This window comes from Nocardia sp. BMG51109 (genome assembly GCF_000526215.1).
In the GTDB taxonomy this organism is placed as follows: Bacteria; Actinomycetota; Actinomycetes; order Mycobacteriales; family Mycobacteriaceae; genus Nocardia.
In genome coordinates, this window is sequence record NZ_JAFQ01000004.1 from 8,281,800 (window position 1) to 8,303,486 (window position 21,687).

The 21,687-nt window shown below is 69.7% G+C and carries 7 protein-coding genes and 1 tRNA gene; all 8 read right to left on the bottom strand.

Annotated features, from left to right (window positions below; translation table 11 throughout):
- The 8 genes from D892_RS47430 to D892_RS0138815 all read right to left on the bottom strand — a co-directional run bounded on the left by D892_RS47430 (position 1) and on the right by D892_RS0138815 (position 21,684).
- Complete coding sequence (locus D892_RS47430) at positions 1-13,407, bottom strand: type I polyketide synthase (RefSeq protein ID WP_051499391.1); 13,407 nt, start codon at positions 13,405-13,407, stop codon at positions 1-3.
- Positions 13,404-14,915, bottom strand: a complete 1,512-nt coding sequence (locus D892_RS0138790) for an NAD(P)/FAD-dependent oxidoreductase (protein ID WP_024806409.1) — start codon at positions 14,913-14,915, stop codon at positions 13,404-13,406. Before D892_RS0138790 ends, D892_RS47430 begins: the two co-directional genes overlap by 4 nt.
- A 2-nt stretch (positions 14,916-14,917) precedes the next feature.
- A complete protein-coding gene (locus D892_RS0138795; protein WP_024806410.1) occupies positions 14,918-15,859 on the bottom strand; it encodes a diacylglycerol kinase family protein in 942 nt (313 codons plus the stop codon).
- A gap of 41 nt (positions 15,860-15,900) precedes the next feature.
- A tRNA-Arg gene (locus D892_RS47435) sits at positions 15,901-15,985 on the bottom strand.
- 9 nt (positions 15,986-15,994) lie between these two features.
- The gene (locus D892_RS0138800) at positions 15,995-16,990 is read right to left on the bottom strand and encodes a bifunctional lysylphosphatidylglycerol flippase/synthetase MprF (RefSeq protein ID WP_024806411.1); all 996 of its coding nucleotides are present in this window, start codon (positions 16,988-16,990) and stop codon (positions 15,995-15,997) included.
- A complete protein-coding gene (locus tag D892_RS0138805; RefSeq protein WP_051499393.1) occupies positions 16,987-19,857 on the bottom strand; it encodes a type I polyketide synthase in 2,871 nt (956 codons plus the stop codon). The genes D892_RS0138800 and D892_RS0138805 overlap by 4 nt, the downstream gene beginning before the upstream one ends.
- Positions 19,858-19,908: 51 nt before the next feature.
- Entirely contained in the window at positions 19,909-20,361 is a 453-nt protein-coding gene (locus D892_RS0138810; protein WP_024806413.1) for a type II toxin-antitoxin system RatA family toxin, read from the bottom strand.
- Between the two features lie 12 nt (positions 20,362-20,373).
- Positions 20,374-21,684, bottom strand: coding sequence for an aspartate aminotransferase family protein (locus tag D892_RS0138815; protein ID WP_024806414.1), 1,311 nt, complete (start codon positions 21,682-21,684; stop codon positions 20,374-20,376).
- Positions 21,685-21,687 lie beyond the last annotated feature (3 nt).

Here is a 21,687-nt window from a genome sequence, read left to right on the forward strand (position 1 = left end):
CTATCCCCGTTCGGCCAGGTTGATCAGAGCGTCCAGTTCCATGTCGGCTATCTCCTCCGCGGTCACGGCCGACGCCCCGTCGGCGGGAGCCGCGCCGGATCTGCCGGGTTCCTGCGGCGCCTCCTCGTTCTCGTTGCGGCCGTACTTCTCGGGATACCGGTCGCGCAGCACGCTCATCACGTGCTGGGCCAGCCGCAGCGGGCTCGGATGGTCGAAGATCGTCGAGACGGGCAGGCGGAGATCGACGATCGCCTGCAGGCGATTGCGGAACTCGACCGCGGTCAGCGAGTCGAATCCGAGGTCCTTGAACGCCGTGTCCGGCACGACGGCGAGCCGGCTCTCGTATCCGAGGATCTCCGCGGCGTGGGTCTGGATCTCGGCGAGCAGGGCGTCCTGCTGATGCTGAAGGTCCATGGCGGCGAGCCGTTCCAGCAGATCGGAGCCCGTCGCCGCGCTCGCCGCGGCGGCGCGCCGATCGCGCCGCACCAGCCGGTCGAACAGGCCGGGCGTATCGGTCACCCGCGCGATGTGGTCGGCGTCGAACGAGGCGGCCAGCAGGAACGGCCGGTCCGATCCGGCCACCCGGTCGAAGATGTCCAGCCCGACCTCGCGCGGCAGCTGTGACAGCCCGCTGCGGCCGATCCGCGAGACGTTCGCGCCGGACAGACGGCCCGACATGCCGCCGGTGTCCTGCGCCCAGATCCCCCAGGCCACCGACAGCCCGGGCAAGCCGCGGTGCCGCCGGTACTGGGCGAAGGCGTCGAGATACGCGTTTGCGGCGGCGTAGTTCGCCTGTCCGGGCGAGCCCAATGTGCCTGCGGCGGAGGAGAACAGGATGAACGTCTTCACCCCGAGGCGCTCGGTCAGGGTGTGGAGATTCCAGGCGACGTCGACCTTCGCGCGCAGCACGGTGTGAAGTTGCTCGGGCGTCAAGGTGTCGACCGTGCCGTCCGCGACCTGCCCGGCCGCGCTGACGACCGCGGTCAGCGGGGTCTCGGCCGGGATGGAGTCGATCAGCTGGGCGAGTTCGTCACGGTCCGCGGCGTCGCAGGCCACGATGCGCACCGCGGCGCCGCTCTCGCGCAGTTCGGCTTCGAGCCGGTCCGCGCCCGACGCGGACGGACCCGATCGGCTCGCCAGAATCAGTCGGCGGACACCGTGTTCGGCGACCATGTGCCGCGCGACCACCGCGCCGAGACCGCCCGTGCCGCCGACGATCAGCACGGTGCCGTGATCGTCGCCCCAGGGCAACGGCGATCGGGGTACGTCGAGCCGCTGGATCCGGGGCACGTGGATTCGGCCGCGCCGGACCGCGACCAGCGGTTCCGCGTACCGCGCGACCTGGGCGGGATCGAGGGAGCCGTCGGTGTCGAGCAAGGTAAAGCGCCCGGGGCTCTCGTTCTGCGCGGCGCGGACCAGACCCCAGAGCGCGGCGGCGGCCGGTTCGATCGTGTCGTCGCCGGGCACGAGGACCGCGCCGCGGGTGAGGATCGTGAGGCGCGACTGCTCGGCGGGCCGGCTCCGGATGGTGGTCAGGACACTCTCGGCCAGGGTGTGCACCAGATCAACGCCCGGATCCGCCTCGATCGCGATGTCCACAATCACCGCTCGTGTGGTGTCGTCGCCGAAGATGTGTGGCGCGTAGCCCGTGGCGTGGTCGATGCGCACGATGTCGAATTCGGTATCCGGCCGCGGCGCCGGTCGGTGACCGAGCGGCTCCCAGTCGAGGGTGTGCAGGAGACGGTCGGACGCGCCGGTGGCTCGCGCGATGTCCTCCAGGGACGCGGTGTGCAGCCGGAGCGCGGTGATCGCGGCGAATTCGGAGCCGCCGTCGTCGGCGATCCGGATGTCGAATTCGCTTGTCCCGATCGGTTTCACGGTGGCCCGCCAGACGGCGGTGGCGGCGGGCCGGGCGGAGACGCCCTCCCAGGCGAACGGCTGCGGGACCGAACCGGCGGGGACCTCGAATCCGCTGGCCCCGATCGTCTGGACGACGGCGTCCAGCAGCACTGGATCCAGTTCGTAGCCGCTCTCGGCCGCGCCCGATTCGGGGCCGATCTCGGAATAGACCTGCTCGCCGCGCCGCCACAGCCCGCGCACCCGGCGGAACGCGGGACCGTACTCGATGCCCCGGTCCGCCAGCTGCCCGTAGAATTCGTCGATGTCCACCGGCTCCACGCCCCGCGGTGGCCACTTCTCCGGCTCGGCCTGGGCCGGAATGTCCACGGCCGCAGCCAGTTCGGCCTGCGCGTGCAGGACCCATCCGCCGTCGTCGCCCTCGCGCCGGGAGTAGATGGACGCGCTCCGGTCGCCGCCGGAGCCCTCGACCACCACCTGGAGCTGGAGGGCCGCCCGATCCGGAATTACCATCGGCGCCCGCAGGATCAGCTCCCGCACCGCCGGGCATCCAACCTCCGCGCCCGCGCGCAGCGCCAACTCGAGCAGCGCCGTGCCGGGCAGCAGCGCGGTACCGGCGACGGCATGGTCGGCCAGCCACGGATGCTCCCCGAGGGAGATCCGTCCGGACAACGTCACGCCACCACTGACCGGTTGCGGGATCACCGCGGTCACCAAGGGATGGTCGGCGGCGTCGAGACCGTGCCGGCGGGCCGATGCCGTGCCGCGGGCCTCCAGCCAATACCGTTGGCGCTCGAAAGCATACGTCGGCAGGTCGATCGGCCGGGCGTCCGTCCCGGCGAAACACCGCGACCAGTCGACCGGCCCGCCGGCGCAGAACACGCCCGCGGCGGACAGCAGCACCCGCGCGCCCCCGCCGTCGTCGCGGCGCAGGGTCTCCCCGATGTAGACGGATTCCCGCTCTCCCGCGGCGTCGAAGATCTCCTCCAACGCGACTGTCAGGACCGGGTGGGGGCTGACCTCCACGAAGTAGCGGGCGCCGTCGGCGAACGCGGCCCGGACGGCGGCGTCGAAACGCACCGTCTCCCGCAGGTTCCGATACCAGTACTGGTCGTCGAAGCCGGCGGTGTCGACCGCACCGCCGACGGTCGAGGAATAGAACGTGACCGCAGACGCGCCGGATCGGTTCTCCGACAAGGCATTCAGCTCGCGACGCAGGCTTTCCACCGAGCGGGAATGGGACGCGTAGTCGACGGGGATGATTCGTGCTCGCACCCCGGCCGCCTCGTAGTCGGCGACCAGCGCGGTGACCGCGTCGACACCGCCCGCGATGACGGTGGAGACGGGGCTGTTCGTGGCGGCGATGTCGATGTCGTCGCCGCGTTCGGTGATCCTGTCCCGAATGGTCTCGGCCGCAAGGGCGATGGTGGCCATGGCGCCCTGTCCGGCGATGCGGGTGATGGCGCTGCTGCGGTAGGTGACGATGCGGAGGGCGTCGTCCAGGGACAGCGCGCCCGCGATGTGCGCCGCCGCGATCTCCCCCTGCGAGTGACCGATCACCCCGTCCGCCGTGACACCCAACGACTCCCACACCCGCGCCAGCGACACCAGCACCGAGAACAGCGCCGGCTGAACGACATCCACCCGATCCAGCCCCGGCGCACCCGCCGCACCCCGCAGCACATCGGTCAGCCGCCAGTCGACCAGCCCGGCCAGCGCCTGCTCACACCGGCCCAGATATTCGGCGAACACCGGCGAGGAATCCAACAGCTCCACACCCATCCGCGCCCACTGTGACCCCTGGCCCGGGAAGACGAGCACCGTCTTGCCCGCCACCCCCGCACGACCGGAGACGACATTGTCGGAGCGACCGCCCTCGGCGAGCGCGCGCAGACCCGCCGTCAACGCCGCACGGTCGGCACCCACCACGACCGCTCGATGCTCGAACACCGACCGCGCCGCCACGGACACACCGACATCGACCGGTCTCGGCGCTGGGTCGCCCGCGATCCGCGCCACCCAGCGCTCCGCTTGCCGCGCGACCACATTCGCGCTGCGTCCCGACACCATCCACGGCACCGCGCCCACCACGGGGATAGGTCCCGCCGCAGCCGGTTCGCGCTCTGGGGTGAGCGCGTCCGGCGCCTCCTCCACAATCACATGCGCGTTGGTGCCGCTGATCCCGAATCCCGACACCCCGGCGCGCCGCACCCGCCCGGCCGCGCGCGGCCACGGCCGGCTCGACGTCAGGACCTCCACGCCGCCTTCCGCCCAGTCGACTTGTGCGGACGGCCGATCGGCGTGCAGTGTCGCCGGCAGCGTATCGTGCCGCAACGCCATCACCATCTTGATGACGCCGGCCACACCGGCGGCAGCGGACGCGTGGCCCATGTTCGACTTCACCGACCCGAGCCACAGCGGCTCCGAACGGTTTCGACCGTAGGTGGCCTGCAGGGCGTGGACCTCGATGGGGTCGCCCAGCCGGGTGCCGGTGCCGTGCGCCTCGACGGCATCGACGTCCTCCGCGGCCACGCCGGCCTTCGCCAGCGCCGCCCGGATCACGCGCTGCTGCGCCACACCGCTGGGCGCGGACAGCCCGTTGCTCGCGCCGTCCTGATTCACGGCGGAGCCGCGCACCACACCCCACACCCGGTGACCCAGCCGCAGCGCGTCCGACAACCGCTCGACGACGAGGACGCCCGCCCCTTCCGAGGGCACGAAGCCGTCCGCGTCGTCACCGAAAACCTTCGAGCGGGCGTCCGCCGCCAGCCCGCGCAGCTGGGAGAACTCCACGAACCCGGACGGGGTCGCCATCACCGTCACACCGCCCACCAACGCCAGCGAGCACTCCCCCGAACGCAGCCCCTGTGCGCCGAGATGCAACGCCACCAACGACGACGAGCACGCCGTGTCCACCGACACGGCGGGACCTTCCAACCCGAGCGTGTAGGCGACGCGACCGGACACTACGCTGATCGTGTTGCCGGTCAGCCGATATCCGTCCATGTCGGGGGTGGGCGCGGTGCCGTCGGCCGAGTAGTTGCTCGTTCCGAGCACCCCGGTGTAGACGCCCGTGTCGGTGCCCTTCAGTGACCGCGGATCGATTCCGGCGGATTCCAGTGCCTCCCACGACACTTCGAGCAGCAGCCGCTGCTGCGGATCCATCGCGAGCGCCTCGCGGGGACTGATCCCGAAGAATCCCGCGTCGAATTCGCCCGCGCCGTCGACGAATCCGCCTTCCCGCACGTACGAGCGGCCCGGCGTGCCGGGAACCGGATCGAACACGCCGTCCACGTCCCAGCCTCGGTCCGACGGGAATTCCGAGATCACGTCCCGCTCCCCCGCGACGACGTCCCAGAATTCCTCCGGCGAGCTCACCCCGCCCGGGAAACGGCAACCGACACCCACGATCGCGACGAGATCGGAGTCGGGACCGGCGGGCGCCGCCGAGGAGGCGACAGCGGGAGAAGCGGACTCGGGAGCCAGTGTCTCGCAGAGATATTCGGCGAGATCCTGCGGCGTCGGATAGTCGAAGACGACGGTGACCGGGAGCCGGACGCCGGTGGCGTTCTGGAGCCGGTTGCGGAAGTCGACCGCGCTGAGCGAGTCGAAGCCCAGATCCCGGAATGTGCTCGTCACCCGCACCTCGTCGCTCACGCTGTAGCCGAGCGTCGCCGCGGCCTGGGTCGTCACGACGGAGAGAACAGTCGCCCGGCGAGCCGCGGCGTCCGATCCCGACAGCGCCCGGGCCAGGTCGGCGCCCGACGGCGCACCGGCCTCGGAGGTCTCGGTTCGATGCGCCGGCGGCCGCGTGCGCGTGTCCGACGGCGCGGCGTGCTGGAGGTCGAGGCGTGCCGCGATCGGCGCGGACTGGGCCGCGGCCACGGCGGCGTCGAACAGGTCCAGCCCCTCGTCCGCGGAGAGGGCGACGATCCCGGCGCGGCGCAGGCGCTTCCGATCCGATTCGGTGAGATGCCCGGTCATTCCGCCGTCCAGCGCCCAGAGCCCCCAGGCGATGGCGGTGCCCGGCAGGCCGCGGACGGACCGGTACTGGATCAGCGCGTCGACGAACGCGTTCGCGGCCGCGTAGTTGGCCTGTCCGGGCGAGCCGAATTTGCCTGCAACCGAGGAGAATACGACGAACAGGGCGAGATCGAGGTCGGCGGTCAGTTCGTGGAGATTCCACGCCACGTCGACCTTCGACCCGAAGACCGCGTCGAGATGCCGTGGCTCCAGGGCGGTGAAGGTGACGTCGTCGAGCGCGCCCGCCGCGTGGACGACGGTGGTCAGCGGATGCTCGGCGGGCACGCTCGCGATCGCCTCGGCCAGTTGCTCCCGGTCTGCCGCATCGCAGCGCCGAATGTCCACCGTGGCACCGAGCTCCGCGAGTTCGGACCGGAGTGAATCCGTGCCCGCGGCGGTGCCGCCGGTGCGGCTCAGCAGCAGGATGTGACGCAGTCCGTACCGGGTCACGAGATGCCGGGCCAGCAGTCTGCCGATCTGCCCGGTGCCGCCGACGATGAGGGCCGTGCTCGCCCGGTCGATCGGTACAGGGATCGTGAGAACGTTCTTCCCGATGTGCTTGGCCTGGCGCATGTCCCGGAAGACCGCGGGTATCTGCCGGACGTCGGTGGCGACGGTCGGGATCAAGCGCAGTTCGCCCGTGGCGAAGCGGGTCATGACGTCGGCCAGCATCTCCGCGATCACCGCGGGGTCGACCGCGCCGAGCGTGAAGGCGGTATAGCCCGCGCCAGCGGATTCCCGGATGTCGGTCTTCCCCATCTCGATGTAGAGCCCCCCGGGTGACGCGAGACGCAGTGAGGCGTCGACGAATTCGCCGGACAGCGATCCGAGGACGACATCCATGGCGCGACCGTCGACGTCACGGGAGAACTTCGCTTCGAAGTCGAGCGTTCGCGAATCGGCGATCCGGTCGTCGGTCAGTCCCCATTCGCGCACGGCCGCCCATTTCCCGGTGCTCGCGGTGGCGAAGACCTCCGCGCCCAGCAGCTGCCCGATCTGCACGGCCGCCATGCCGACGCCGCCGGACGCCGCGTGTACCAACAGCTTCTGGCCGGGTCGGAGATCGGCGAGCCGGGCCAGTGCATACCATGCCGTCAGGAAGGCCACCGGGACACTCGCTGCCTGGGCGAAAGACCAGGATTCGGGCACGGGTACGAGCAGGCGATGATCGGTCACCGCAATCGATCCGACGGCGGGGATCACGCCGAGCACTCGGTCGCCGATGGCGAACTCGCGCACATCCTCGGCCACCTCGACGACGACGCCCGCGCCTTCGCTGCCGATGAGCGCAGCCTGGTCGCTCACCATGCCCAGCGTCGTGACGACGTCGCGGAAGTTCACACCCGTGGCCCGGACCGCGACGCGAACCTGCCCCGGCGACAGGGCCGTTCGCGATCCGGAGCGGGAGGTCGCGACGAAATTCTCACCGTCCAAGGTACCGCGGTCACCGATCGTCAGTTCCCAGTCGGCGTCGAGGACCCGTTCGGACCCGGTGATCGGTGCGGGGGCCTCCGCCGTCAGTCGCTGCGTCAGAACGCGGTCGCGCCGGATCGCGAGATGCGCGGCCGCCGACGTCGTGGCCGCGGCGATCGCCCGGTCCAGCTGAGCCGTGTCGTCGATGTCCACGAGAACGATTCGGCCCGGGTTCTCGTTCTGCGCGGAGCGCAGCAGACCCCACAGCGGAGCGTGCAGCAGATCGTCCACGTCGTCTCTGGGGCCGGCGGCGGTCGCCCGGCAGGTCACGACGACGAGCCGCCGGGACGATTCGCGGGCCAACCAGCTTTGCACGCACGCCGCCGCCCGCATCGTCTCCGCCCGCAGGCGGGCAGGCCATGTCCTGTCCTCGGTCACGCCCGCGTGCCGCAGGATGAGGACGGGCTGCTCGTCGCCGGCGGACGAGGTGTCCTCGGGGGTAACGACTTCCACCCACGCGACCTCGCCGGTGTGCGACGGCGCGGGGGCAGGCTCCCAATCTAGGGAGTAAAGCGCCTGCCTGGCCGTACCGGCGGTGCGGGCAAGGTCGTCCAGTGAGGCGTCGTGCAGCCGTAGCACGTCGATGACGGCGAACTCATGGCCGTCCGCATCGGCGATACGAATCCCGTACTCGCCGGATCCGGTCGGCGTCACCTCCGCTCGCCAGGTCGTCGCGCCGGCGGGCGCGGCCGAGACCCCGGTCCAGGCGAAGGGCAGCGGCACCACGCCGTCGGCGGTCTCGATACCGGTCGCGCCGATGGTCTGGACGACGGCGTCCAGCAGGGTGGGATGCAGGCGGTAACCGTCTGCGTCCCGGGCTGATTCGTCGAGCGCCACCTCGGAGAAGACGCGCTCGCCCAACCGCCACAAGCGCCGCACCCGGCGCAGCGCCGGGCCGTACTCGTACCCGCGGGCGGCGAGCTGCCGATAGAACTCGTCCACATCCACGGCGGTAGCCGCGGCGGGCGGCCACGGTTCCGGTGTGCCCGCCGCACGGAGGGACGCGCCGGGGCCCAGTTCGGCGCGCGCGTGGCAGATCCACTGCCCGGGATCGTTCTCGCGACGAGAATGGATCGTCGCCTCGCGGCTGCCGTCGGCGCGCGGTCCGCTCACCTCGACCTGTACCTGCAGCGCGCCGCCGTCCGGCACGATCATCGGAGCCTGCAGGATCACCTCGCGGACCGCGGAGCACTCCACCTCCGCGCCCGCGCGCAGCGTCATTTCCACCATCCCCGCGCCCGGGACCAGCACGACACCGGCGAGGGCGTGGTCGGCCAACCACGGATGGTCCGCGACCGACACGCGACCCGCCAGCACCACGCCGCCGGACGGTTGCGGAATAACGACACTCACCAGCGGATGATCGGAGACGCCCAATCCGTGTCTGCGCACCGAGGATTCGCCGCGGACCTCCAGCCAGTATCGCCTGCCCTCGAACGCGTAGGTCGGCAGGTCGACGCGCCGACCGCGGGGAAGCGCCCGGGACCAGTCGACCGGAATTCCGGCCAGATGCAGACCGGCCAGGGACTCCGCCATGCAGCGCATCCCGTCCTCGTCGCGGCGCAGGGAATGCCGTACCACGGGCGCGGTATCGAACACGTCGCCGAGGGACTCGAGGTCCGCCGACAGCACCGGATGCGGACCGACCTCGACGAAGAAGCGGACGCCGTCCGCGATCATCCGCTCGACACCGGCGGCGAATCGCACGGTGGCGCGGATGTTCCGGAACCAGTAGTCGGCGGTGGCGCTGCCACCGGCCATCGGCTCTCCCGAAACCGTGGAGTACCAAGCGATTTCGACGTCACCGGCGCCGGGTCGGATATCGGCCAGATCGCGCCGGAGCACCTCCTCGAGCGGATCCATGAACCGGGAGTGGGAGGCGTAGCGCACCGGCAGTTTCCTGACGAAGACGCCGTCGCGCTCGAACCGGGCAGCCAGATCATCCAGCGCGCCGGCCTCGCCGGACAGCACGATCGATCGCACGCTGTTGACCGCCGCGATCGATATCCGGTCGGCGCCGATCTCCTCGATCCTCGCCTCGATGTCGTCGAGCGGCGCGCCGACCAGCAGCATCCGCCCGTCCGCGGGAACCAGCGACAGCGCGGACGACCGGCGAGCGACGATGCACGCGGCGTCGGACAGGGTCAGCACTCCCGCCACATACGCGGCGGCGATCTCGCCCTGGGAATGACCTATGACGGCGTCCGGGTGAATCCCGTTGTGCCGCCACACCGCGGCGAGGGACACCATGACGCAGAACAGCAGCGGCTGCACGACCTCGTCCCGCTGGAACATGTCCCGGTCCTCGGCGGCGGTCAGGCGGTCGGCGACCGACCAACCCAGATATCGGTGAAAGGCGGTGTCGCACCGATCGAATTCGCGCCGGAAGACCTCGGAACGTTCGTACATGTCACGAGCCATTCCGGACCATTGACTCCCCTGCCCCGGGAAGACGAAGGCGATCCGACCGGACGCGGCGCGCACATCGGAGGCGCGCGCGACATGGCTCGCGGTGCCTGAGTCGGCCAGCGCGGTGAGACCGCCGAGGAGTTCGGCACGATCCCGCGCGATGACGACGGCGCGTTCCTCGAGGTGGGCGCGATGTGAGGCGAGCGTGGTGGCTACGTCGCGGATGTCCAGTTCGGGCTGCTCTGTCAGGTGGTCGCGCATCTTCGCCGCGAGCGCCCGCAGGGACGGCGCGCTTCGCGCCGACAGCGGGATCGGCAGATGCGGCCGGGAACCGTCCTGCGGTGCCGTCGCGATGTCGGCGGTGATGGGTGACTCTTGCAGTACCACATGGGCATTCGTGCCCGAGAGTCCGAATGCCGACACCCCGGCCGTGCGTACGCGGCGCGGATCCCGCTGCCACGGCCGCGCGGCCGCGATCAGCTCGAGACCGGCGCCTTCGAGGTCGTCGGCGGGTCGTTCGGCGTGCACCGACGCGGGAATGGTGTCGTGCCGCAGCGCGAGGATCGACTTGATCAGTCCCGCCATGCCCGCGGAGGCCTGGGTGTGACCGATGTTGGATTTCACCGACCCGATGCGCAGGCCGGGTGCGCCGCGGTCGCGGTCGCCGAAGACGCGATCCAGCGATCGGGCCTCGATCCGGTCGCCCAGCGTAGTCGCCGTGCCGTGCGCCTCCACGTAGTCCACGTCCGAGTGTTCGAGCCCGGCGTCCCGCAGGGCCGCGGCGATCACCTCGTCCTGGGCGCGGCCGTTCGGCGCGCTCAGCCCCTGGCTGCGGCCGTCCTGGTTGACGGCCGACCCGCGGATCACCGCCAGCACCGGGTCGCCGTCGCGCACCGCGTCGTCGAGACGCTTAAGCAGGATCATGCCGCAGCCCTCGGACCACACCGCGCCGTCGGCGTCGGCGGCGAAGGGGGCGCATCGCCCGGTCGGCGAGAGCACGCCCAGTTGGCCGAATTCGACGTGGGCGCCCGCCGTCAGCAGCAGGGTCGCGCTGCCGACCAGGGCCGCGTCGCACTCGCCGCGGCGCAGCGCCTGTACGGCCAAGTGCAGCGAAACCAGCGCGGAGGAGCAGGCCGTGTCGACTGTGAGGGCCGGGCCGTGGAGGCCGAAGGTGTAGGCGAGACGCCCGGAGGCGACGCTGGTGGCGGTGCCGGTGGCGACGTAGCCGTCGAGCCGGTCGAGCTCGAGACCTGCGAGGTACTGGCCGCCGAACATGCCGATGTAGACGCCGGTTCTGGTGCCTTCCAAGTCTTTCGGGACGATGCCCGCCCGCTCCATGGCCTCCCAGCCGAGCTGCAGCAGCAGCCGCTGATGCGGATCCATCGCTTCGGCCTCGCGCGGGCTGATGCCGAAGAACGCGGCATCGAAGGTCTTGACGTCGGACAGGAAGCCGCCGCGCAGGCCTTCCGGCGCGAGGTCCCAGCGGTCGGCCGGCACCTCGCCGACGACATCACGGCCCTCGGCCAGCAACTGCCAGAACTGTTCCGGTGTCACGGTATCGCCGGGGAAGCGGCAGGCCATGGACAGCACGGCGATCGGCTCGTCGCCGCCGCGACCGCCGACAGGATCGGCAGGCTCGATCCGGTCGCCCGCGAGCGCCTCGGCCAGCGACCGTATCGTCGAGTGCTCGAAGATCAGGCCCGGGTCCAGGGGTCTGCTGAGCCGCTCGGACACCGCCCCGATGATTTCGACGAGGCGTCGCGAGCCCAGCCCCAGCTCGGCCAGCGGCCGGTCGGGTGTCACCTCGGATTCGGCGAGGCCGCACTGCGTCGCGACGATGTCCCGCAGCAGCAGTTCCATATCGGCCGCTCCCGCGGAACGCCGCGCGACATGCGATGATTGTCCGGGAGCCCGATCGTCGGCCGCGGCCGGGACCGAATCGCTCTCCACCGCAAGCACATCGGGCAGCGTGCCCTCGAGGTACGCGCTGCGGCACGCCTGCCGCTGAATCTTGCCGCTGCTGGTCTTGAAGATCGACCGCGCGGCGATGAGCACGATGTCGTGCAGGCGCACGGCGTGGTCGGTCGAAATACGCTGCCGCACAGCGTGTGCGGCGGCCTCGAGCGCCTCCGGGTTCGCCGCCCGGACCTCGGCGACGATGACGATGCCCTCGGTCCCACCGGCGTCGACCGAGAAGGCCGCGACCCCGCCGCGGCGGATGTTGTCGTGCGCCAGCTCCACCGACTGTTCCAGATCCTGCGGATGCAAGTTCCGGCCGTCGACGATCAGCAGATCCTTGAGTCTTCCGGTGACGAACAATTCGCCGTCGCGGAACAGGCCGAGATCGCCCGTGCGCAGGAAGCCGGTCCGGCCGTCGGCCAGGGTAGATCCGAACACCCCGGCGTCGGCGTCCGGGCCACCGACATAGCCGGGCGAGACCGACCCGCCGGACACCCAGATCTCGCCTTCCCGCCCGTCGTCGCATGCGGCGCCCGTCGCCGCGTCGGCGACGACCACGGTGGTGCCCGGGACCGGCCGGCCTGCGCCGACGATCTCCCGGTCCGCGCCCGCGCCGGGCGCGGCGGGAATGGTCTCGATCGTCGGCTCGAGCCCGAGTGGAGCGGCGCTGACGATCAGGGTGGCCTCGGCGAGACCGTAGACGGGCTGGAAAGCCGTACGCCGGAAACCGGATTCGGCGAAGGTATCGCCGAACCGGCGCACCGTGGCGGCCCGGACCGGTTCCGCGCCGCAGAACGCGACGCGCCAGCTCGACAGGTCGAGCCGTTCGATCAGTTCGGCGGTCGCGCGCCGGGCCGTGATCTCGTAGGCGAAGTTCGGGCCGCCGCTGTTGGTCGCCCGGAAACGCGAGATCGCGTCGACCCAGCGTTCGGGCCGCTGGACGAAGTGCAACGGCGAGAGCAGCACCGCGGTACCGCGCGAGTAGATCGTGCCCAGCACGGGACCGATGAGTCCCATGTCGTGGTACATGGGCAGCCAGCTCACCGCGACCGTGCTGTTGCCGCGGTCGTCGTGTCCCATCGCCGCGCCGATGGACGACTGGTTGTGCAGCAGGTTGCCGTGGGTGACCATCACGCCCTTCGGCGCCGAGGTCGAACCCGAGGTGTATTGCAGAAAGAGCACGGAGTCGCCGGAGAGGTCCGGTGCCCGCCAGGCGGTCGACCGGTCCGTCGGGATGTCGTCGGTGGCGACCGCGGGGTTGCGCAGCCCCAGGTCGGCGAAAGTGCTTCCCGCCGAGCGCAAGAGATCCAGCACGCCGCGGCTGGTGAGCACGACCGAGACGTCCGCGTCCCGCACGATCTGCCCGAGCCGTCGGATCGCGCGATCGAAATCGGTGGAATACGGCAGCGGCACCGGCACCGCCACGACTCCCGCCGCGACGCAGCCGAGGAAGCTCTCGATGAACTCGAGGCCGGGGGCGTAGACCAGCAACGCCTTCTTCCCCTGATACCCGTGCTCCTGCAGATGGGCTGCGATGGCGCGCACCCGCAGGCCGAGCTCACGGTAGGTCAGGACGTCGGCCGGGCCGTCCGCGTCTCCGGTTCGCAGGAAACGGTAGACGACCTCGTCGGCGAGTGTCTCGCATCGTTCCAGCAGGACGTCGAGGTAGGTCGGGTCGGTCGTCATCGTTCACTTCCCAGCAACTCGGCTGTGGGGCTTTGCTGCGACGCCGCCACGAAATGCTTGTCCACCGGCCGGCGCAGGCGCCACCAGTAGGCGACGCTCCAGCCCGGCCACACCTGACGGTTCTTGCCCGCCTTGTCGAGGAACCAGCTGGTGCATCCGCCGCTGTTCCACACCGATCCCGACAACCGCGATCCGACGAATTCGTTGAAGGTCTTCTGCGCGCCCGCCTCAACCTCGATCCGCCGCCAGCGCCTGCGGCGCATGTGCTGGATGCATTTGACGATGTAGCTCGCCTGCACCTCGATGGCGAACAGGATCGACTGGTGACCGCTCCCGGAATTGGGCCCCATCATGAGGAAGAAGTTCGGGAATCCGCTGACGCTGGTGCCCAGATGCGCTTCCATTCCGTCGCGCCAGACCTCGGAGAGCAGCGTCCCCTCCCGGCCCGCGACATGGTCCAGGGCGATGCGCTCGTCGGTGCGGAAGCCCGTGCAGTACACCACCGCGTCGAGTTCGTGCACCGCGCCGTCGGCCGTGCGCAGGCCCGATTCGACGAACTCGGTGATGTGGTCGGTCACCAGCCGGACGTTGGGCCGCTGCAGGGCGGGATAGAACTCGCTGGTGATCAGGAAACGCTTGCAGCCAGGCCGGTAGTCGGGAGTGAGCGCGGCGCGTAGCTGCGGATCGGAAACCTGCCGCGCAAGAAACCGTTTGGACACCGCGCCGAACACGGTCATGAGCGCCGGATGCAAGAACGCGACGACGACGAGTTCGTGCATCCAGTAGTTGAGGTAGCGCTGGATCTTCTGGGTGGCCGGGAACCAGCGGTAGAGGGCGCGCTCCACGGACAGCAGTGGTCGGTTCGCCCGCGGCAGCACCCATTGCGGCGTGCGCTGGAAGACGTCCACGCGCGCCGCGTATTTCGAGATCTCCGGCAGGATCTGGACGGCGCTGGCGCCGGTGCCGACCACCGCGACCCGCTTGCCGCGCAGATCCACCGAATGGTCCCACTCCGCGGAATGGAATGCGGCGCCGGTGAATCGGGACCGCCCGGCGATGTCGGGCACCTTCGGCCGGTGCAGCACACCGGTCGCGTCGACCAGGATGTCGGCGGTGTAGGCGGCGTCGGCCGCGGTCACCGTCCATGCGGCCTCGGTGTCGTCGTAGTCGTAGCTCCGCACCTCGGTGTCGAAGATCATCTTCGAGTAGAGGTCGTGGTCGCGGCAGAGGCCCTCCGCGTACGCCAGGATCTCCCGCTGCGTCGCGTACATCTGCGTCCAATTGCGGTTGAGCGCGAAGGAGAACGAGTACGTGTACGCCTTCACGTCGCACGCGCTGCCGGGGTAGGTGTTATATCGCCACACACCGCCGGCGCCCGAGGCCTTCTCGAGGATCCGGAAGTCGGTGATGCCCGCCTTCAGCAGCCTCAGCGCGACGCAGATCCCCGACAGTCCCGCCCCGACGATCAGAACGTGTACTCGATCCGGGTGACTGGTTTCAGTGCTCATCTTCATCCGATCGCTTCGATTCGCTGGTCCGACCAGACTCGGGTGCGCGGCGACGCGAGAACGTCGATTGCCGAGGGCAATATCTCCACCTCGACCGACACCGCGTCGTCCGCGGCCAGTTCGCCGTCGTGGTCGATCTTCAGCGGGTGTCCGTCGGTGCGCTCGATGCGCACGGTCTTTCCTGTGCGGTAGCTACTGCCCGCGGCGGTGTCCAGGGTGCCGTTCACGCACGAGGTCGCGAAGTCCTCTCGCGACATGGTGGCGCTCACGACGCAGATGTCGAGCAGTCCGTCGTCGAGGACGGATCTCGGCAGCAGTTCGAGGAATCCGCCGCGATAGCGGCTCCCGCCGATCAGCACCGCGAGAATGTCCGTCTCCGCGAACAGCTCTCCGTCGACGATCACCCGGCCCGGGTAGGCCCGGTAGGACCGCAAGGCCAGCAATGCCGCCTCCGCCAGCTTCTCCCGCCCGTCCGACCTGAGGGTGTGCGAGATCGTGAGCGCCTCCGGCAGCAGGCCCGCCGAGATGCCGAGCAGGACGGGCGTGCCCAGGCTCGTGATCAGGGCCAGGTCCATCTGCTTACGCAGGTGATCGCCCGTGTGGAAGACGTCGCGGACGACCTGCCGCCACGGCTCGTCGTCCCACAGACAGCGGTAGTTAGAGTTTCCGGTGCCGCCGGGCGCGACGAGCAGCGCGGGGCGAGCGCCCGCCGACTGCGTTGCGGCCCGGTACATTCCGCGGGCCACCTCGCCCGCGGTGCCGTCTCCCCCGATCGCCACGATGACGTCCACGTCGCCGCCGGCGGCGAGCTCGTGGGCCAGGACCTCCGCGTCGTCGGCGGATCGGGTGACCGATTCGTCGAGCACGACGTCGTCCTGCTCGCGGAGGACGGCGACGATGTCCGCGGGGCTGCCGCCCGCGAGCGCGTTGGTGATCGCGGCCACCCGGATCCGCCGCGCGGTCGGCGCGGCGCCGGGGTCGGTTGCGGAGGGGGCAGGATTCGAACCTGCGTGGGCGTGCAGCCCAATCGAACGAGTCGACTCCCGATCGGCCACTTTGGGTACCCCTCCCTGAATTGTTCAGATCATGTTGATGGCGCGAAGCAAACCTGAGATTTTCCCGGGTGTCAGCCGGCCCCGATATGCCAGATAATCCGGGATGACGAGCGCCGGATTCCATTTCAGCTTGTATTGAAGCTGAGTCTCTGCCGGATAAATCCGGCTGCCGTGATCATAGAGTTTGGCGAGCAGAAAAGCCAGGGTCCGATTACGGGTATCGAAGGTGTCCGCGGACATTCCCGTGAACGGCGTCAGACCGAAATGCAGGAAACCGCAGCCCTCCTCGGAGAACTGCTTGACGGCATGCCAGTTGATGGCCTCCATCGCTCCCGGCGGGGCAAGTTCGACCCGTCTGCTCAGATCGTGCAGCCAGCCGCTCTGCGCCCCGTACACCGGAGAGTACGACACGTATCCGACAACTTCGCCGCCTATCGTTCCGACGAACAGTCTTCGCAGGTCTTGGACTTCGCCGCCGACCTCGCCCACCATGAATTCCATCTCGCGGGCGAACCGCCCCTTGAGCCGGAGCCACCTCCTGTCGATCTCGTCGATATCGTCCTGCACTTCGGAATGTTTCACTTCGCGGATCTCTAGCCCGGCCCGGATCGCTCGCGATATCTTGTTGCGAAGTTTGACGAATTTCTTGCCGCCCAGCGTGTAACCGTTCAGGTCGACAGCGTAGGAGGATCCGAATTGGTTTACATGGTAGCCGCCGGCCGCGTAGACGGGTGCGTCGTCGGGTAGCAGCTGCATGGCGGCGAGATGTTTCTTGCGGTTCTCGGCGAAGGCCACGAATGCCTGGAGCAGCGCCGGTTTCGCGGTCGATTCGGTGAACGGCCCGCCGAGCTGGATGAGGTATCGGCCCACCTCGCGGTAGAAGATCGCGCCATCGATGTCCGGCACCTGGAATTGCTTGTTCCCCTGATTGAGTGCCAGGAATCCGCTGGGGTTGTGCGACCATTTCCGCAGCGCCGTGACGCCGCGGCTGTCGGGGGCGGTGACGAGATCGATGGTCATGCCGCCGACTCCTTCAGCAGCAGTTCGAGGAGATATCCGGTCAGCGCGGCCGGCGTCGGGTGCCGGGTCACGATGCCGGTGGGTAGTCGTAGTCCTGTCATCGCGGTCAGTCCGTTCCGGAGTTCTGCTGCGGAGATGGAGTCGAGGCCGATGTCCGTGAAGTCGGTCTCGGCGGTGACCGGTTCGTGGCCGCTGCCGCGGAGCGTCTCGTTGATCTCGTCGCAGATGATGTCGAGCAGTGCGGCATAGCGGTCGGCGGGCGCGAGTCGTTTGATCTTCTCGGCGATCTCGTAGTCGGGGTGCAAAGTGGACAGCGACGCCGGTGGGTGGCCGGTGTCGGCGGGTGCGAGCCGCGCCTCCAGCCAGTACCGCTGGCGCTCGAACGCATATGCCGGAAGATCCACGCGCCGGGCGCCGGGGAAGCATCGGGACCAGTCGACGTGTCCGCCCGCGCAGAACACGCCCGCGGCGGACAGCAGCAGGCGATCGGCTCCGCCGTCGTCGCGCCGCAACGTCTCCCCGATGTAGACCGGCTCTCGGTCCGGTGCGGCGTCGAGAATCTCCTCGAGGGCTTCCGTCAGGATCGGCCGGGGGCCGACCTCGATGAAACAGCGCGCGCCGTCGGCGTACGCGGCCCGCACCGCGGCGTCGAAGCCCGCTGTCTCGTCCGGAGCCCGGCGCCAGTATTCCTCGTCCATACCGGCGGTATCGAGCAGCCCGCCCGCCGCCGGGGAGTAGACACTCACGGCCGATCGATCGGACTTCGTTCTCGCCGAATCTGTTTCGCTCGGCCGCGTGATGATCCGCAGGGCGTCGTCGAGCGACAGCGCGCCCGCGATGTGCGCCGCCGCGATCTCACCCCGTGAGTGACCGATCACCCCGTCCGGCGAGACGCCCAGCGACTCCCACACCCGCGCCAGCGACACCAGCACCGAGAACAGCACCGGCCGAACGACATCCGCCCGATCCAGCTCCGGCGCGCCATCCGCACCTCGCAGGACGTCGGTCAATCGCCACTCGACGAATCGAGCCAGCGCCTGTTCGCAGCGGTTCAGGTACTCGGCGAACACCGGTGAGGAATCCAGCAGCGCCACACCCATTCCCGGCCACCGCGCCCCCTCGCTCGGGAAGACCAGGACGGTCCCGCCGGCGACCCTCGCTCGACCGGCCACCACCTCACGACCGGCGACCCCCTCGGCGACGCCTCTGGAGCCGGCCAGCAGGTCCGCGCGCTCGGCGCCCACCACGACCGCGCGATGCTCGAACGCCGACCGGCCCGCCAGCGTCGCACCCACATCGACCGGCGGCAGCGCCGGATCACCGGCCACACGCGCCGCCAGCCGTTCGGCCTGCCGCGCAACGACATTCGCGCTCCGGCCCGACACCACCCACGGCACTACACCGACCACCGGCGCAGCCACGACCCGCGAATCGACCGCCACCTCGCGCCACTCCGCGACGTCCACCGGGGCCTCTTCGACGATCACGTGGGCGTTGGTCCCGCTGATCCCGAACGCCGACACCCCGGCGCGGCGCACCCGGTCGGCGTCGCGCGGCCACGGCCTGCTCGACGCGAGCAGTTCCACCCCGCTCCCGGCCCACTCGACCTCAGACGACGGCCGCTTCGCGTGCAGCGTCGCGGGCAACGCCTCGTGCCGCAACGCCAGCAGGGCCTTGATCAGGCCCGCTGCCCCCGCGGCCGATTGGGTGTGTCCGACATTGGATTTCACCGATCCCAGCCACAGTGGCCGATCCGCCGGGCGGTCCCGGCCGTAGGTCTCAATCAGCGCGTTCGCCTCGATCTGGTCCCCCAGCGGCGTCCCCGTGCCCTGCCCCTCGACGACGTCGACATCACCGGGCGCGATTCCCGCTCTCGCCAGCGCCGTGCGAATCACCCGTTGCTGCGCCGCACCGCTGGGCGCGGACAATCCGTTGCTCGCGCCGTCCTGATTCACCGCGGAACCACGCACCACGCCCCATACCCGATGACCCAGCCGTATCGCGTCCGACAACCGTTCCGCCACGACCACGCCCACACCCTCCGACGGCACGAACCCGTCCGCGCCCTCTCCGAACGCCTTGCACCGGGCATCCCCCGACAGCGCGCGCAACTGCGAGAATTCGACGAACCCCGAGGGCGTCGCCATCACCGTCACGCCACTCACCAGCGCCAGCGAGCACTCCCCCGCGCGCAATCCCTGTATCCCCAGGTGCAGCGCCACCAGCGACGACGAACACGCCGTATCCACCGACATCGCGGGTCCCTCCAGACCCAGCACATACGCCACGCGACCGGACGCCACACTCGCCGTGCCGCCCGTGGCCAGGAGCCCACCCATGGGCTCGGCGGCCTGATGGAAGCCCTGCGCGCCGTAGCCTTGATAGGTCAGGCCGGTGTAGACGCCGGCGTCGGTGCCCCGCAGCGATCGCGGATCGATTCCCGCCGATTCCAGTGCCTCCCACGACACCTCCAGCAGCAGCCGCTGCTGCGGATCCATCGCCACCGCCTCGCGCGGACTCAACCCGAAGAATTCCGCATCGAATTCGCCCGCGTACGCGACGAAACCACCTTCGCGCACATACGACCGTCCCGGCATCCCCGGGACCGGGTCGAACACGCCGTCCACATCCCAGTCCCGGTCCGAGGGGAATTCCGAGATCACGTCCCGCTCGCCCGACACCACATCCCAGAACTCCTCCGGCGAGGACACCCCACCCGGAAAGCGGCAGCCCACGCCCACGATCGCCACGGGTTCGGCGGCCCGCCGTTCCAGCTGCTCGGCGCGGCGCTTCCACGATTCGCGCTCGGTCAGCGCCTTTCTGAGCGCGTCCACCACTGACTCGGAGTCATGGCTCACGGTGGTCATATCTGTCCAACCCCAAAAGTTCGATGTAGCAATGAAATCCGTCCCGGCCCGTCAGAGAATCGAGGAGCCGGGGAACACCTGCAGCACAATGTTCGACATCGTCTGGGTCAGTACCCGGACTGCGACCGGAGCGACGATCGATTCCAGGCTCGGCACGCCGAAATCGAAGGCGGCCTCGAACAGCAACCGCACCTCGCCGGCCTCGTCTCCCTCGCGGGTGCTCCAGCTGCCCTCGAACGTGTCGAAGTCCCCATCGATCTGCTCGAACGTCAGCAGGTAATTGTCGTCGTCGTAGAAGTCACGCTCGGACCAGCTCAGCAGACCGTTGCGGAAATACACATCCCAATTCGTGACGGCCCCGCGGCCGTCGGGCGAGGCCACGGTTTCCACGTGCTTGACCCGGTCCGGGGCATTGCGGCGATACACCTCGGCATCCTTCAGCGTCTCGTAAACCTCCTGGCGCGGATAGCCTTTCACCAGGCATTCGATGCGTACGTTCTTCATGTCGCTCTCCCGTCAGCCGATCGCCGGGGCCGAGTCGCGGTCGTTTCGGCCAGCACTCTCCGCACCCGGCACGCCGTCGTCGGTGGAAATTCCGGCGAAGGCACGCGACACTGCCGACTCGACGATTCGCAGATCGTCCCCGGAGATGATCGCCGGCGGCGTGAATCGCACGACGGCGGAGTTGTTCATGGAATGATTTGCCAGCACATCGTTTTCGATGAGACCGAGTAGCATCTCGCCGGCGAATCCCGGATCGGTGAATTCGATACCGATCAGCAGGCCCCGGCCGCGAACCTCGCGCACGGTGCCCGCCGGCGCGGCCGAGGCCGCGGCCCGGAACGCCGACAGCAGACGCTTGCCTATGGTTCGGGAGCGCGCGACGATGTCCTGCTCCGCCAGCGCGCGAATCGTGCCCAGCACCGCGGCCGCCGCGATCGGCGCGCCGCTGTAGGTGGAGGTGTGCAGCAGGGGATCCTTCTCGAACGGCGCGTAGGCCTTCGACGTGCAGGCGATCGCCGAGACCGGCACGACACCGCCGGAGAGGATCTTCCCGACCAGCAGCGCATCCGGCTCGACGCCCAGATCGTCGATACCCCAAAGCTTTCCGACCCGGCCGAGGCCGGTCTGGATCTCGTCGACGACCAGGAATGCGCCGAACTCCTCGCAGAGCGCCGACACTCCGGGCAGATAGCCCTCGCTCGGGACCACGACCCCGCCCTCGCCCTGCACAGGCTCGACGATGAAACAGGACGGCACACCGTCCGACAGCACGCGCCGGAGCGCGTCGAGGTCGTCGTAGGGAACCTCAACGACGTCGGGAACGAGCGGCCGGAACGTGTCCTGGTACATCGCACGCGCCGTCACGCTGAGCGCGCCCATGGTCTTGCCGTGATAGCCGTTCACGGTGGAAATGAGGCGGCGGAATCCGTTGGCTCGGGCCAGTTTGATCGCCGCCTCCGTCGCCTCGGTGCCGGAGCTCACGAAGTGCACCTTGTCGATTCCGTCCGGGCAGATCGCGGCTAGGGCGGCGGCCGCTCGCGGGCTGACGTCGTCGATCAGCGTGCGGGCCGACAAGGGGTGCCGCCGGATCTGATCGACGACCGCGTCGACCACCATCTCGTTGCGCGCCCCGAGCAGGAAGACGCCCGAACCCGCGCAGTTGACGTAGGAGCTGCCGTCCGTGGTGGTCAGGCGGGCGCCGTGGGATTCGGCCTCGACCTTCCCGCCGAGCAGCCGGGAGATGCCGGCCAGCCGGCGCCCGAGATGGCGGGAGCAGAGTTCGAGTATGTCGTCCTGATCTGCGATGTGGTTCACGATTGTCACGCC

Excerpts from the sequence above, each read along its gene's own strand:
- D892_RS0138805 (WP_051499393.1), bottom strand. The coding sequence starts at position 19,857 with ATGACCACCGTGAGCCATGACTCCGAGTCAGTGGTGGACGCGCTCAGA.
- D892_RS0138800 (WP_024806411.1), bottom strand. The coding sequence starts at position 16,990 with ATGACCATCGATCTCGTCACCGCCCCCGACAGCCGCGGCGTCACGGCG.
- D892_RS0138790 (WP_024806409.1), bottom strand. The coding sequence starts at position 14,915 with ATGAGCACTGAAACCAGTCACCCGGATCGAGTACACGTTCTGATCGTC.
- D892_RS0138810 (WP_024806413.1), bottom strand. The coding sequence starts at position 20,361 with ATGAAGAACGTACGCATCGAATGCCTGGTGAAAGGCTATCCGCGCCAG.
- D892_RS47430 (WP_051499391.1), bottom strand. The coding sequence starts at position 13,407 with ATGACGACCGACCCGACCTACCTCGACGTCCTGCTGGAACGATGCGAG.